This is a genomic window from uncultured Dokdonia sp. (assembly GCF_947492535.1).
Lineage (GTDB): Bacteria > Bacteroidota > Bacteroidia > Flavobacteriales > Flavobacteriaceae > Dokdonia.
Genome location: NZ_CANLNH010000003.1, coordinates 74357 through 89884, shown reverse-complemented (window position 1 = coordinate 89884; position 15528 = coordinate 74357). Strand labels below are relative to the sequence as shown.

General features: G+C 32.7%; 7 protein-coding genes and 1 tRNA gene. 4 read left to right on the top strand and 4 right to left on the bottom strand.

Annotated elements, in window-relative coordinates; genetic code table 11:
* Window positions 1-243: 243 nt before the first annotated feature.
* Both Q1A60_RS05125 and Q1A60_RS05120 read right to left on the bottom strand, forming a co-directional pair.
* Complete coding sequence (locus tag Q1A60_RS05125) at window positions 244-756, bottom strand: alpha-ketoglutarate-dependent dioxygenase AlkB (protein ID WP_299767258.1); 513 nt, start codon at window positions 754-756, stop codon at window positions 244-246.
* A 362-nt stretch (window positions 757-1118) separates the two neighbouring features.
* Window positions 1119-1631, bottom strand: a complete 513-nt coding sequence (locus Q1A60_RS05120; protein ID WP_299767259.1) for an adenine phosphoribosyltransferase — start codon at window positions 1629-1631, stop codon at window positions 1119-1121.
* A gap of 103 nt (window positions 1632-1734) precedes the next feature.
* Between Q1A60_RS05120 and Q1A60_RS05115 the strand changes: the two genes are divergently transcribed.
* Window positions 1735-1808, top strand: a tRNA-Arg gene (locus tag Q1A60_RS05115).
* Between the two features lie 632 nt (window positions 1809-2440).
* Here Q1A60_RS05115 and Q1A60_RS05110 read toward each other — a convergent pair.
* The gene (locus tag Q1A60_RS05110) at window positions 2441-6304 is read right to left on the bottom strand and encodes a carbohydrate-binding protein (protein ID WP_299767260.1); all 3864 of its coding nucleotides are present in this window, start codon (window positions 6302-6304) and stop codon (window positions 2441-2443) included.
* 215 nt (window positions 6305-6519) lie between these two features.
* Window positions 6520-9369: a triple tyrosine motif-containing protein gene (locus Q1A60_RS05105; RefSeq protein WP_299767261.1), complete on the bottom strand. Its 2850-nt coding sequence runs from the start codon at window positions 9367-9369 to the stop codon at window positions 6520-6522.
* A gap of 296 nt (window positions 9370-9665) precedes the next feature.
* Between Q1A60_RS05105 and Q1A60_RS05100 the strand changes: the two genes are divergently transcribed.
* The 3 genes from Q1A60_RS05100 to Q1A60_RS05090 are packed head-to-tail and all read left to right on the top strand — an operon-like array spanning window position 9666 to window position 15517.
* The gene (locus Q1A60_RS05100) at window positions 9666-12626 is read left to right on the top strand and encodes a TonB-dependent receptor (protein ID WP_299767262.1); all 2961 of its coding nucleotides are present in this window, start codon (window positions 9666-9668) and stop codon (window positions 12624-12626) included.
* A gap of 10 nt (window positions 12627-12636) precedes the next feature.
* Entirely contained in the window at window positions 12637-14013 is a 1377-nt protein-coding gene (locus tag Q1A60_RS05095; RefSeq protein WP_299767263.1) for a RagB/SusD family nutrient uptake outer membrane protein, read from the top strand.
* 16 nt (window positions 14014-14029) lie between these two features.
* The gene (locus Q1A60_RS05090) at window positions 14030-15517 is read left to right on the top strand and encodes a glycoside hydrolase family 30 beta sandwich domain-containing protein (RefSeq protein ID WP_299767264.1); all 1488 of its coding nucleotides are present in this window, start codon (window positions 14030-14032) and stop codon (window positions 15515-15517) included.
* The last annotated feature ends 11 nt before the right edge of the window (window positions 15518-15528 follow it).

The window sequence follows — 15528 nt, the reverse complement described above, 5'->3', positions numbered from 1 at the left end:
TTCGTTTTTTCATCAAGGAAAAAATGAATACTACAGAGTAGAATGAGAACGAGTTCTTAGTGTAAATAAGCTATTAAGGTTTTTAAAATGAGTACTCTAAGATAAAAGCAAATTATTGACTTGATGTGATTCTGAAACAAGTTCAGAATGACGCATCTCACTGTCCGTTCGAGTGCCCTCGAGAACTCTTGTTAAGAAGGTAGTTTCTTAGTAAACCTCTCGACTGCGCTCGAGGAGACTTTCTTATTTAATTTTCCGAAACGTCATACTAATACGACCTTCGGTAGCATCAGATGTTGGAATGGCATGTTGCCAATGCGCTTGTACTTCATTCGTCATATAGATAAAAGAACCTGAAGGAAGTGAAAAGTCTTTTGTAATGTTTTTATCTTCTATGCTTCGAAATCGTAAAATTCGAGTCGCGCCTAACGAGATAATCCCTACACCTGTCCCCGCTTCTAGGATATCTGTTTGATCAGAATGAAAACCCATTTTAGAGGTTCCATCCATATAATAATTCATCAAACAGTTATTGGGTTTAAAATGTAATACGTCTTCAATATCTAATGTAATTCCGTTTAGTATAGGGGTAAATGCTTGATGTACATATTCCATTTGTGAGTAGTTATACGCTTTTCCAAAACTCGCTGTTTTGCGCGCAGACATACGCTCATCCCAAATAACCGTAGACTGTAATAGATTAAATAATCCCGAAGGGTTTTCAATAAAGTGTTCTATATAGGTAATTCCATTCATATGAATATCAATCGGTACTATGTGTTTCTATATTTTTGCTTCTCTCTGTATAAATCAAAAATAGTATGTGATTCTGAAATAAATTCAGAATGACGTATCATACTATCGGTCCAAGTCTGCCTGTCCGTTCGAGTGCCCTCGAGAACTCATCCCAATAATTTAGTCTCTCCGCAAACCTCTCGACTCCGCTCGAGTATACATTGTGATTTAATTGTCTATTTTTTTGTTTGTCAAACTGAGCACTTCGATGAACTCAGTGTGACACCTGTCGAGGTTTTAGATTTTAGATCCCGCTGAAAAGCGGGATTAGTTCAACTTGTACTATTGAGTGCGTCTTGCAGACTTCGCAATAGTGAGTTTCACTAATACCTAATCGCAGCTTTAATGGTTTTTCCCTCTAGTTTCTCTTTTCCAGATAAGAAACTGAGTTCGATTAAGAAGTTACATTGTACGACTTCGCCGCCTAAGGCTTCAATCAATTGTACGACAGCCGCTGCAGTACCACCAGTTGCTAATACATCATCGTGTAATAAGACCTTATCGCCAGGTTGTATGGCATCTTCGTGAATTTCTAAGGTGTCGGTTCCATATTCTAAAGCATAGCTCTGAGAAGCGGTTTTATAAGGTAACTTGCCTGGTTTACGTACGGGAACAAAACCTGCATTGAGTTTCTCGGCAAGCACACCGCCAAAAAAGAAGCCTCTTGACTCCACGCCTACCACTTTATCTATCTGCTGATCGCCTACTAATTCTAGTAATTCTTTACTCGCTTTCGCGAAAGCGGACGCATCTCCAAGCAACGGGGTGATGTCTTTAAACACGATTCCTTCCGTTGGAAAATCCTGTATATCACGTATGTAATTAATTAGTTTCATTTTTTTCTAAAAAAGTATTTGAAAGTATTTGTTGGCAAGATAAAAAGAAATATATTTGCACCCCGAAACAAACAAATAATATTTGTTGTTTTGGAAAAATAAAGGCCTCGTGGCGCAACTGAATAGCGCACTTGATTACGGCTCAAGAGGTTACAGGTTTGAATCCTGTCGAGGTCACTAAATTACTGTAAACCCTTTAAAACAGTACTGTTTTAAAGGGTTTAGTTGTTTTAACCCCTAAAGTGAAATTTTATTATAAGTTGTTCGTGTATAATGAGTTAAAGGTTTGAACTTTTGGAATCAGAATTATTTGTTCTTTAGTGAGTATTCCTTGTGAAAGTCCGTGATGAACAATTTTCTTAATTGATGTATGTAGAATTTGTAGCGCAGCAGAAAATTAGTTTTGATAATTTAGTTGTTACGTCTTTCTAAAAGTAAGTAGTTCTCATTCCTTTTTTTAAGCCTCTAAATAATCAATGGTTTACATGTGAAATCAAATATTCTGAATATTATATTATGCAAATTTATAGCTAGTTTATTCATAAAAAATCTACACCATTAATTATAAACTCTTTATTCTCTTTTGATAATCCCAACTTGTAGTATGTTTAAACATTGATTTGTTAATAGTAAGATATAGTAGGCCTCATAAAGCTTTTTAAATATGTCAAATAGTCTTTTTTTATCTTTACATTAAACAGTATATAAAACCCTACCTTGGATAGTTTTCTTTTATTGTAAGCAAAAAAAAACAGCAGGATCAGTATTAATAGATCCTACTGTCTAGTTATTTAATCTTAATTTATTGTTTATTGATAAATAATGAATGGCTTAGCTTGTAAGTTGCCAACTTTTATAAAATACTGTCCTTTTGGTAAATCTCTTGTTTTAGAACCAAGCGGTATATTTCGGATACTATTATTAGGTTCTGGGTGATCTGTAAATTTAGTGACAACTTGCCCTAAAACATTAAAAATAAATATTTCTACTGCTTCTGATTTCTCATCACCTTGGAGTTCATATTGTAGGGTATTTTCTGAAAAGTGGTTAGTGTATACAACAACATTTCTAGTAGCATTATTTTGAGGTTTTATGTTTTTTACACTTTCATTTAAACTTGATCTTGTTGACAATAATTCAAAACTCCACTGCTGTCTAAAAGATCCATTTCTTGGTTGTTGCACTACTCGTTCTCCTAATGTACTAGTACCGTTACGAATCTCAAGAGCTTTACCGCTTTTTACAGATACAATTTCAAAAAAATTATTCGAAATAGGAACGAGTTGCCATCTTTGATTTATATTATTGTCAAAAGAATCGTATTGTTGAACTTCAGTACCGTTTTGAAGAGATCCATCTACTAAATCTAAAACTTTATTGCTGTGCAAAGCCGTAATTTTATACTCATTCCCATCTAAATTTTCTACTATAAATTTTTGATTATCACCTCCTGTATCCTCCCACTGTTGGATTCTAGCTCCATTATCTTGAGATACACCAGCAACATCCATTACTCTATTTGAGCCGCGATTTCTAATTATATAGATTTCTCCAGATTGAATATCACCATCATTAGGATTGTTTGCTTGCGGAGTTGCATTTGCGGTATTAGAATTACCACTATTTCCGGCTTGATTTATGGCTCTTACGCGATAGAAATATTGCGTTCCGTTAACAACTGCGTTGTCGACAAAAGTTGTTTCTTCAATGCCATTTGCAATGACCGAAAACCCACTGTTACTAGTTGTAGAGCGTCTTAATTCATAAGTCGCGGCATCTGTTACACTATTCCACGAAAGTGAAACTGTTGCATCTCCTCCAGTTGCTGTAAGGTTATTAGGAGTAGCAGGAGGATTTAGTTCATTTGATTCATTAAAAACGAACCAATTTATATTTCCGATTCCTTGACTGTTAGGAGCTAAGAAAACAAAATAAAGATCATGAATTCCAGTGACTTGATCAATGTTTACAGTTCTAGTTATCCAAGATTGCCAACCGCCGGTAAAACCAAAGGATAAAGTCCCCACAAGATCACCTGTAACACTCCCTAGGCGAATTTGCATAGTGCCTGTAAAATTTGCATTTGAGGCGATGCGGGCTTCTAAGCTTCTTGCACCATTTCCAAAATCTATATTGTTATAGACTAGAAAATCGTCTCTATTAATAAAACCCACATTTTGTCCTCCCCCAACATCGCTCGTGTTTTGAGTTTGAATACCTTGGGCATTATCAAAGTCTTCTGCTTCTATGCGTACAAATGCAGATTTAGCTGGCTCCTGGGGAGTTGCACTTGCGGTATTAGAATCACCACTATTACCTGCTAGGTTAAAAGCTCTGACTCTGTAAAAATATTGAGTACCATTCGTAACTGAATTATCAGTATAAGTTGTTTCTGTTAGGGCACTTGCAATAGTCGAAAATCCGCTATTACTATTTGTAGATCTTCTTACTTCATATGTATCGGCATCCGCTACGGTATTCCACGAAAGTGAAACTGTTGCATCTCCTCCAGTTGCGGTTAAATTTGTGGGGGCTGATGGTGGATCGCCTAAATCTTCTTGATTAAACCGAAACCAGTTTATATTTCCAATACCTTCACCTCCCTGAAAAACAAGATAAAGATCGCTAAGACCAGAAGTCTCTTGAATATTAGCTTGTCTAGTAACCCAAGACTGATAACCTCCTGTATTTCCAAATGATACACTCCCTATTAGATTTCCTGTAACACTTCCTAAACGAAGTTCCATCGTTCCTACAAAATTAGCTCCAGAGGCGATACGAACATTTATACTACGTGCACCATTACCAAAGTCTACATTTTCATAAAGAAGAAAATCATTGCTATCTATAAATCCAACGTTTTGACCTCCACCAATATCTGATGTGTTTTCTAATTGGACAGTTTGACCTTCATTAAATTCTTCAGCTTCAATCTGGCTAAATGCGTTTATAATAATTATGTTAGGAACAGCCGATATTTGAGTAGATTCTGTAGTTCCGATCTCATTTATCGCTCTTATTCTGTAGTAATAAGTAGTCCCATTAGTAACGTTTGTATCTGTATATGTGGTATTAGTTAAGTCAGAAGCGATAGTTGAAAATGGGCCATTAATGTTAGTAGCTCTTCTAACAGCATAAGTTGTAGCTCTATTTGCATCATCCCAGCTAAGATTTACCTCTGTATCGTCTGTAGTGAAAATTATATTTGTAGGTGCTTCGGGAGGTTGTGGTGTAAACTCACCTTCCCAGGTAAATGTAGCTGCAGAGCGTCCAGGTAAATTATAGGTAAAGGATCTTCCGTTCCAATTGACACTTATTTCTTGATCTGTATTGTTTATATTGTATACAAGAAGTACTTTCTCTCCATTTTCATTACGTAAAGCTACATTAGTGACAGTATCATTATCTGGATCATTTGTGGCTAGTCTTACAGCTCCAGGTTGTACAAATTTTGATATTTGAGAGATGATGTAATAGGAAACATTGCGTGTAATACTATTTGAGTTATTAACAGTTATCGCACCTAAGCATTCATCACATCCACCTGGGGTTCTTGGGTTTGAGTCTGGGTCTGCTGCATAGTTCCATTCAATTACTGTTCGAGACCAGTTTCGTAAAGAACCAATAACAACATTTTCTATATGCCATCCAAAGTCACCATTAAACTCTCCGTTAGAACTGGTAAATTGCTCTGTAAAATATACATTTTTACCTGTAGCATTACGTACCTCAGACATTGCCTCAATATTAGCTCCTGGATCATATAAATGAAAAGCGGCACCCTCTGCATAAGTGCTATTATTTAATACATTTATAGGATACCCTGGGTTATCGCAGTTGTGATCAAAGGCTATAATACGGGGGGAAAAACCAGCAGCTTCTATTTGAGGACCTAAATGATTGTTTATAAAGTCTAATTGTTCATTAGAAGTCATCACCATGCTAGGCTCATTAAATGGATTTTCGGGTTCATTTTGTGGCGTAATACCCCATATAGGAATCCCTTCGGCCTCCATTTCCTGTAAATATCTAACAAAATACCTTGCATAAGCTTCATAAAATTGCGGATCCAAACTTCCACCAATAGCTGGATTTGAAGAAGTATCTCTATTAGTCTTCATCCAAGTGGGGGCAGACCATGGTGTCGCCAGAATTTTAATATTAGGATTAATTTCAAGTACTTTCTTTATTATTGGAATAAGATCTTCTTTATCAGGACCATTTAGACTGAAATTATTCATATTTAAATCTCCTGGCGTATTGTTGTAAAAGTATACCGAGTTGCTTAAATCTGAAGCCCCTATACTAATCCTCATTACAGATAGTTTAGAGCCATTATTGTTTGGGTTAAAAGTTTCCTGAAGAATGGAATTTTGTAAATTTGGATTAAGGTCATTAAGAACTTGTGCACTTCCTTGTGTCATCATAAAACCAAATCCATCAATGGTCTGAAACGTTTCTTGTTCTTCAACATTAATTGTAGCATTGGGAATTTCCCCATTGTTAAACGAGGTCGGAGCTTGTTCTTCTAGAAGAACCGTTTGATCTCCTTTTGTTAAGTGAACGGATACTTCTTGACCAGTCGAAGAAGTACCTGTAAACAGAAAAGATATGATAGTTGCTATTACAACTAACACATCTGAACTTTTTTTTGAGTAAGTTTTTATTTTCATGACTATTGGTTTTAAAATATTCTATGTTGATCTTAAAAAAAATATCAAAACAGGAATATCTGTAATTATTAGGTCAATAAATTTAGAATATGACAATTATTTATAATAATTTTTGAATACTCTTCAAATACATCAATATTTGTACATCATACTTCCAAGTTACGTCAGAATAATTCAAGTAGCTTATAGTCAGTTTCTTGTAGTTGTGTTTTCTTTTATAGATTTGTCAAAAAATTATTAAGACTAGACTCTTGATTGATTTGCAATTTTTTTCGAACTCTATATCTTGCAGTTTCTACACCTCGTACAGAAATATTTAACAAAGGGGCAATTTCTTTATTAGTTAAATTCATTTTTATAAATGCACAAAGCCTGAGTTCACGTATAGTTATTTTCGGATGTATATATTTTAATTTTTTAAAGAAATCTTGATGGATCTTTTCAAAATTAACATCATACACTTTCATATATTCTTCCCCTACTTTATGTTGATGTAATTTTTTAAATATTTCAATTATCTTTTTTTTCGACTCCGCATTTTTAACAAGGTTCTTTAACTCTTTTAAATCATTTTGAATTTCAACAAAAGCTCTTTTTTTGTTTATAAGCTGTACAGTATAATTTGTTAGTTCCTTGCTTTTAAATATCACATCTTCTTCAAGTTGATTTTTGTCTTGTTTGAGTTTTAACCTTTCAATTTCTAAATTGAGTACTTTTTTGGATCTTTCCAATAGTGCTTTAGATTTTTTTCTCTCTTCTATTCTTTTATTGTTAACAAGCCTTATCCCTAACCAAATAGCTAAAATCATTAAACTTACACATGTAATTTTAGCAAGATTTGTTTTGTACCATAGAGGTTGTATTATAAAAGAGAAACTAGCTTCATTACTGATAACTCCTTTTTCGTCAAGGCTTCGTACTAAAAACTCATAAGAGCCTGCAGGTAAATGGGTGTATTCTTTAAACGAATTACGACTCCATGTTGACCAATCATTATCAAGATCTTTTAGTTTGTAACTAAAGTTTATATTTGATTTTGGAGTTTTTTCAGGAGCCGCAAATTCAAACCTTAACACCTCTGTTGAATTTGATATTTCTAACTCATTTTGCTCTGCAATAACTACTTGAGAAGTTATATTTTTAGTACTTTCTTGTTTTGTTACTTTTGTTATGATTGTAGAAAAACTAGGTTTATCTAGTGATTCTTTTAAATTATAGACATAAAGACCTGATTTTGCGCCTATCAAAACTTTCTTGTTTGTTATAGGTAGGATTTTCTCAAATCCTCTATTTAAATCTCCCTTAAGGTTACGAAAAGTATTTTTATCTATATTAGGAAGTTCATCAGATTGTTTAAATAAACCTATTTCATCATTTAACACAACCCATGTAGTATCTTGATGTGTTATAATTTTTCTAGTATTAATTGAGTTTCCAATAATATTATTGAGTTTAGAATAGGGTAAAAATTTATTATTTTCTTTATTAAATGTATAAAAACCAGTATTTGTTGAAAATATAATATCAGAATTCCAATTATGAACATTAATATTGAATGGAGATTTAAATCCATTTTGATCAGTAAAATGATCTATTGCTACAACCCTTCTATAGTCTTTGCTAAACTTAACCTTGAAAACTCCTTTAAAGCCATGACACACCCAAAATGTATTTTCCTCATCTGAAGGTAAAACATCTCTTGTAGATTCTTGAAATCCTTTAATTTTTGTTATAATATTAAATCTTATTCCTTCTTTTTTAAGAAGATAAAAACCATTATAACTACAAGCAAGATATTCATTATTCTTATTTGAAATAGGAATAACTTTCCAGAATCCTTTTTCATTACCAATTTGGGTAACATCCTCATCACTTATTTCATAAATACCTAGATCATGACTCACTAATATAGAAACGCCTATGCTTGAAAGAGACCAGGCTTGGCCCTGCGGAATTTTTGTTTTAACAAAATTGAAAACAGAACCCTCCTTGGGTATTTTGGAAAAATAAACTCCATTGTTTGTTGCTATGTAAATAGACTCATCTTTAATCAATATATCATAAACAGATCCTTCACTAAAAAGGTTACTAAAAGAAGCATTGTATTTTATAAGATCTATACCATCATTTAGAAGGACCCATAATTCATCCCCGTCTTTATAAAAATTTAATACAGTATTATCTTGTATTTGGTCATAAACAGAACCTTTTAAGGAAGTATTTCTTCCATTTGAAAAAGTTAAAATTTTAGAACCGATAGTTCCTAGTATATAAGTATCTCCTTTTTTAACAGCTACTGATAAAAATTCGTTTTGATCTTCTGAAAAGACTTCATGTTTTTTCGTTAATACTCCACTTATTAAATTCCCTAGATATATGTTACCTTTTTTAGTTATAATTTCAATAGAATTTGCTTTGTCTGATGGTAAGAAAGAAATGATAACTTCATTACCAATATCTTTTGAATTAAATATAGAATTAAAGCTTTTCAAAACAGGATCAAAACTCATAACTCCCAAATTTTCATCTTGAACATAATATGTGCCTTCAAGAACATCTGAATGAATAAATCTGCTTTCTGAGGGGATATAAGATGATGAATTATTTTCTATTGTTATTAAACCTTCAAAGGTTCTAAAGATTATAATTCCATTAACTTCATGTATCTGCCAAACATTTTCTATTTTTTCTGTAGTGATTTTAAGATCCATTAAAATAGATCGAAATTCATAGGTTCCAAAAGAATTTTTTTCAACTATTCCAAAATCATTATAACCACCTGCATACACAATACCATTTGAAGCATACAACAGGCTTCTTACAGCAGAACTATTAGGCAATAGTATATCTTGCCATTTCTGACCATCATAAGCTATAGCTCCATCGTTATTCCCAAAGTAATAAATTCCTGTTGAATCCCTTGTCATGGTCCAAAATTGGGAATCTCCTCCATAATTATCCTTATCAAAATGTATAATTTTTGTTAATTCAGGAATAGTGGATATTAAGTTTTTACGGTTCTGTGCTTGAACTTTTATTTGAAAAATCACAATGATTATGATCAACAGTTTAGTGTATTTACTATACATTACTAATAATATAAATTAAACGTATATGCTTCAATATCAATTTTTTAAAATAAAAAAAGTAAAATAGACGTAATCATACTTCGAAATCGATGTATTTAAGAAGTGTCTAAAAAATTGGCTCTATTTTTAACATATTCTAAATTTCGACTTAGAAATTTTAAGAATATCAAAATCTAATTTCAAAATAACATTCGCAGCGTTTAAAGAAACGATTAAATATTTAAAATTTCAAAACTAAAAACGAATTAAGAATTATAATATGTCAATTAACAATGAGTAAAACATTTATTTTTATTCTTTACTTTTTAAGTATTTCATCTTTATTACAAGCCCAAGAATTGTTACTTTCTGGTAAAGTATTAGGAGAAACTAGCACACCTATTTTAGGAGCTACAATATTAGTAAAAAATACAAGTAGAGGAGTTACATCCGACTTTGATGGAAACTTTTCTCTTAAAGTATCAAAAGGAGAAACTTTAGTTGTTTCTTCAGTAGGCTTTGAAGCACAGGAAATTTTAATCACTAATCAATCTTCTATTGAAATCATTCTTATAGAAGATATTTTATCTCTTAAAGAGGTAGTGATTATTGGATACGGGACCTCAACTAAAAAATCTCTTACGTCTTCAGTCTCTGTGGTAGAAGGAGAAGATATTGTTGATGGTAAACCTTTTACTAACATAGAAAATTCATTGCAAGGTAAAATATCTGGAATTCAGGTTATTAATCCTTCGGGCAGCCCTGGTCAAAGTACAGCAATAAGAATAAGAGGTGCTATTTCTTTATTGGGTAATTCTGATCCACTTTATATTATAGATGGGATTCAAGCTCAAAATACAGAAGGGTTGAATCCAAGAGATGTAGAGTCTATATCAGTTTTAAAAGATGCATCTGCTACTTCAATTTATGGAGCTCAAGCAGCTAATGGAGTTGTTCTGATTACCACTAAACGGGGTGAAAAAGGAAAGTCAATGTTAAGGTTTTCTTCATTTTTAGGCGTAAACGAAGTAGTTAACACCTTAGACTTATTAAATTCTGAACAATTTATTAATGTTTTGAATACCTCTAGAGCCAATGTAGGATTACCTTTAGTTGCTGATCCGAATAATTTTGCCTTCAATTCAGATTTTCAAAGAGAACTCTACGATCCTGCCACGGTTCAAAATTATGAAGTATCCTTTTCAGGAGGTGACAACAATGGAAATTACTATATATCAGGAGGTTTTCAGGATGAGCAAGGGACAATAGAAACTACAGGTTTTCAAAGATATTCTCTACGATTTAATCAAGATCGTGAAGTTTTTAAAAATCTTAAAGTAAAGAGTAGTGTAGGTTTATCAAGAACAAATTTTAATGTAATTAACGATAATCAGAGAGTTAATCAAGGTGGAGTCGTATTATCTGCTCTACAAACACCACCAATTATTGGTATTATAGATGATAATGGCAACTTTCCTTCAAATCCTTTTCAACCTGGATTTGACAATCCAATAGCTCTTGTAAGAGGGGAAGATAGAGAATTTGTAACATCAAAAGTTCTTGCAAATTTAAATCTTGGTTACACTCTACCTGCTGGAATTCTAATCAATAGTGCTTTTAGTATAGATTATTCACAATCTAAATTTAATAGATTTGTAGACCCATTTACTACTTCAAACGGAAGAGCCACAAATGGACAAGCAGAGACCGCTACTTTCCAAAATACAATATGGTTATGGGAGAATACTGTTAATTACAATTTTAGTCCAGTTAAGGATAAAATTAATTTAGACTTTTTACTAGGCACATCTATTCAGGAAAGACGAGACGATAATACAAGAATTTTAGGAAATAATTTTTTAAATGGCTCTATAACTACCGTCAATCCAGCGACAGAAATTTTGGCTACAGAAGAAAGTATATTTGAAAACTCAAATAATTCTATATTCTTCAGAACCAAAATATCATATTTAGATCGATATTTTATTGAATCTACTATTAGACGAGACGGTTCATCACGTTTTGGTCCAAGTAATCGTTTTGCTGTTTTCCCTTCTTTTTCTGGATCTTGGATTGTTTCAGATGAAAAATTTCTACAAGAAGTTTCTTGGCTTAGTAGGTTGAAGTTTCGAATAGGTTATGGATTTACAGGAAATCAAAATTTCGGAAATAATAGATTTCAAGCTCTTTTTAGTCCAAATTCAAATTATGTAGTAAATGGACAAGTTGTTACTGGGGTATTCCCTTCACAAGTTGCAAATGCAAATTTAAAATGGGAGTCTACAGAGCAAACTAATTTTGGAATTGATCTTAGTTTCTTTAAGAATAGATTTAATATGACTTTCGAAACTTACTTAAAGAATACAACCGATTTACTCATTAATAATCCATTACCCATAACAACAGGTTTTGATAATGCTACACAAAATATTGGATCTATAGAAAATAGAGGAATAGAATTAGCACTAGATGCTGTGTTATTAGACACTGATGATCTTTCAATAAATTTGAATGCAAATTATACTCGAAATGTTAATGAGGTTACCAATATAGGAGGGCAAATAATTACTTCTGGATCAGTTAGTGATCAAGGTGAAGTTACACGTATAGAAGAAGGACAGCCTGTAGGTAACTTTTTTGGTTTTGTTTCAGAAGGGGTCGATCCTGAGACAGGTAATATTATATTCTCAGATCTTAACGGAGACGGTATAATTGATGATAATAATGATAGGACCATTATAGGAAATGCTCTTCCGGATTTTTCTTGGGCTACGACAACTACGATTAATTATAAAGGATTTGAACTTATTGTTTTCTTTCAGGGAGTTGAAGGACAGGATATTTATAACGCAACACGTCTTGAACTAGAAAACCAATCTGGATTTACAAATCAAAGTACTACCGTTTTAAATGCTTGGACTCCTGATAATCCTAACACAGACATTCCTAGAGCTGCATTTGGGGATCCTGATGGTAATAATAGAGCATCTACAAGGTGGGTTGAAGATGGGTCTTTCATAAAACTTCGTGAGCTTACTTTAGGCTATAATTTTCCTAAAAAGTGGACCCAGAAGTTAGGCATAAATAATTTGAAACTCTTTATGCAAGGTAGAAATTTAGCAACTTGGACAAATTATTCTGGATATGATCCCGAAGTAAGTAGAGACGGTTCTAATGTTTTATCAAGCGGTATTGATTTTGGAACCTACCCACAAGTAAGAACTTTTATTGGAGGATTAAATATGACATTTTAAAATAAATATTATGAACATTAGATTTTTTATATTTTTAACTAGTACGTTTTTTGTCTTGGCTTGTTCAGAAGATAGTCTTGAGGTTCCTGTAAGAAATGATATAGCCACTGAGAATTTTTTTCTTACTGAAGAAGATGCTAATGCTGCAGTTATAGGAGCTTATGACGCTTTGCAACCAGATAGTTATTATGGTTTTGATTATTATGTTTTGGGGGATGTAAGAGCAGATAATAGCTTTGCAGGAGGAGATAATCCAAATAATTTTTCAATAGATAATTATACGTTACGTCCAACAAATGAGGTTACGACTCGGTTCTTTAGACAAGTTTATAGAGCAATAGGGCGTGCAAACGCTGCCATAGATGGAATTACCAGTATGGATGAGTCTGTTTTTCAAGAAGGAAGACAAAATGAACTCTTAGGAGAATCTTTATTTCTTAGAGCTCTTAATTATTTTAATCTTGTTCAGTTTTATGGCGGAGTTCCGATTGTGACAGAAGCTACAACTTCTTTAGAAGCAGATCAGATTTTTATTCCAAGAAATACAGAAGCAGAGGTTTATGAACAAATAATAAATGATTTGAGGCAATCTATTGACTTTTTAGATAACCAAAACCTCGAGCAAGGAAGAGCAAACATTGGAGCAGCAGAAACACTTCTAGCAAAAGTTCAACTCTCATTAGGCAATTTCACGGAAGTGATAAACATAACGAATAACACAATGTCGAGAGGTTTTTCACTTGTTTCTGATTTTGACACTCTTTTTGATCAACAAAATAATGATAATAGTGAAGTTCTGTTTGCTATTCAATATGCTGGAGCTCAAGAAGGAAATGTTTTTCCTGAGCTTATATTACCTACTCCAGAGGCGTCATTTGATTTTATTAAGTTTAATACCCCCACACCTAACAGTGAAATGGCGTTTGAAAATAATGATGTAAGAAAGGCTTCTTCCTTGGTTGAAAGAAATGGAATTTTATTTGTGTTTAAATGGAGAAATGGTAATGCATTTAATTCAGCAGATAATAGTATCGTATTGCGCTATGCAGATGTTCTTCTTATGAGAGCAGAGGCTCTTAATCAAATGCAAGATAATAATGGTGCGGTAAATTTATTGAATGAGGTTAGAAATAGAGCTGGTTTATCAAATTACAATGGAACTATGACTACTCAAGCTATAAACGAAGCAATACTAAATGAACGCAGAGTAGAATTTATGTTTGAAGGGCAACGCTTATTTGATTTAAAAAGACAAGGTTTTGAAGCTACTAGACAAGCTATCATACAGTCTAAAAATATTGAAATTCAAGAATTTCAATTACTCTTACCTATCCCTCAAGGAGAATTAGACAGAAACCCTGAATTAACACAAAATCCAGGGTATTAATATAAAAAATAAAAAAATGAAAAAGAAACTTTTATTATTAGGCTTGTTATTATGTACAATTACATTTTATAATTGTAATGATGACCCAGAATCTTCAGACAGTTCAATAATGCCAGAAGAAACATCAAATGATTCTGAAGATCAAGATACATCTACATCTGGTGAAGTACGTGTAGTAATAACAACTCCTGATGAAAATTCTAAACTTAGGGAATTACCCAATCAATTACCATTTACAGATCAAAATACAGGAAGTATTACGATAACGGTAGATGAATTTGACACTGCTCAAACAATAGAAGGTTTTGGCGGTGCTTTAACAGGGAGTTCAGCTTTTTTACTCAATAATAATACAGAAGCTCTTAATGAACTGTTTAGTGAAAATGGAATTCGTTTAAGCTATACAAGACTTACCGTAGGAGCATCAGATTTTAATAGAAATGGCAGTTATACTTATAATGAGATTACTAGTGGTGAAGATTTAAATCTAGATCAATTTTCTATTAATGAGGATTTCACAAATAACAATCCTATTATCCCAGTGGCTCAAAATATTATTTCTATAAATAATGAAATGAAATTTAAAGCAGCTCCTTGGACTGCTCCTAGATGGATGAAAAACAATAATTCATTCAACGGAGGAAGTTTACAGTCACAATATTTTAGTGTTTATGCAGATTATTTAGTAAAATATCTTGAAGAATATCAAAACAATGGCATTACAATAGATGCTATCTCCACTCAAAACGAACCTCTTTTTGAGAATAATTCTTACCCTACTATGAAAATGACTGCTCAAGAACAAATTGCATTTATTGGAAGTCATTTAGGTCCAGCTTTAGAGAATTCAAATGTAAATCCAATAATAATAGGTTATGATCATAATTTTAGAGAAAGTGAAGACCCTAATTTTCCAAATACGTTGTTAAGTGATCCGGTAGTGGCTTCTTTTACTAATTCAATAGCTTATCATGCTTATGCAGGTCAACCATCTGATATAGATGCATTAAGAGCTCAATTTCCTGACGTGAATATCTATTTTACAGAACAATCAGGAATTCAAAATGCAGGTACTACTTTTCAAGGCGAAATAGATTTCTTTATGAAAACAATTTTTACTGGCACATTAAGAAGAGGTGCCAAAACAATATTACTTTGGAATCTCGCACTAGATGAGAACGGAGGTCCTCGAAATGGAGGGTGTCAAGTATGTCGTGGTATTTTAACGATAGATAGTAGTGGGAATTATGTAAAAAATGTTGACTACTATATACTAGGGCATTTTTCAAAATATGTTGATGCAGGCGCACAAGTAATTAGTACAAACTCTTTACAAGGAGTTCTAGAAAATGTAGCTTTCAAAAACCCAGATGGATCTAAAGTACTAGTAGTATATAATTCTTCAAATGATAACAATCCTCAAGATTTAAATGTCAACGTAGGAGATAGAAATTTTAAATACCTGATTCCTCGTGGAGCGCTAGTAACTTTTAAATGGAACTAATTAAAAATTGT

Coding starts and splice junctions, on each gene's coding strand:
- Q1A60_RS05120 (WP_299767259.1), bottom strand. CDS start 1,631: ATGAAACTAATTAATTACATACGTGATATACAGGATTTTCCAACGGAA.
- Q1A60_RS05100 (WP_299767262.1), top strand. CDS start 9,666: ATGAGTAAAACATTTATTTTTATTCTTTACTTTTTAAGTATTTCATCT.
- Q1A60_RS05095 (WP_299767263.1), top strand. CDS start 12,637: ATGAACATTAGATTTTTTATATTTTTAACTAGTACGTTTTTTGTCTTG.
- Q1A60_RS05090 (WP_299767264.1), top strand. CDS start 14,030: ATGAAAAAGAAACTTTTATTATTAGGCTTGTTATTATGTACAATTACA.
- Q1A60_RS05110 (WP_299767260.1), bottom strand. CDS start 6,304: ATGAAAATAAAAACTTACTCAAAAAAAAGTTCAGATGTGTTAGTTGTA.
- Q1A60_RS05125 (WP_299767258.1), bottom strand. CDS start 756: ATGAATGGAATTACCTATATAGAACACTTTATTGAAAACCCTTCGGGA.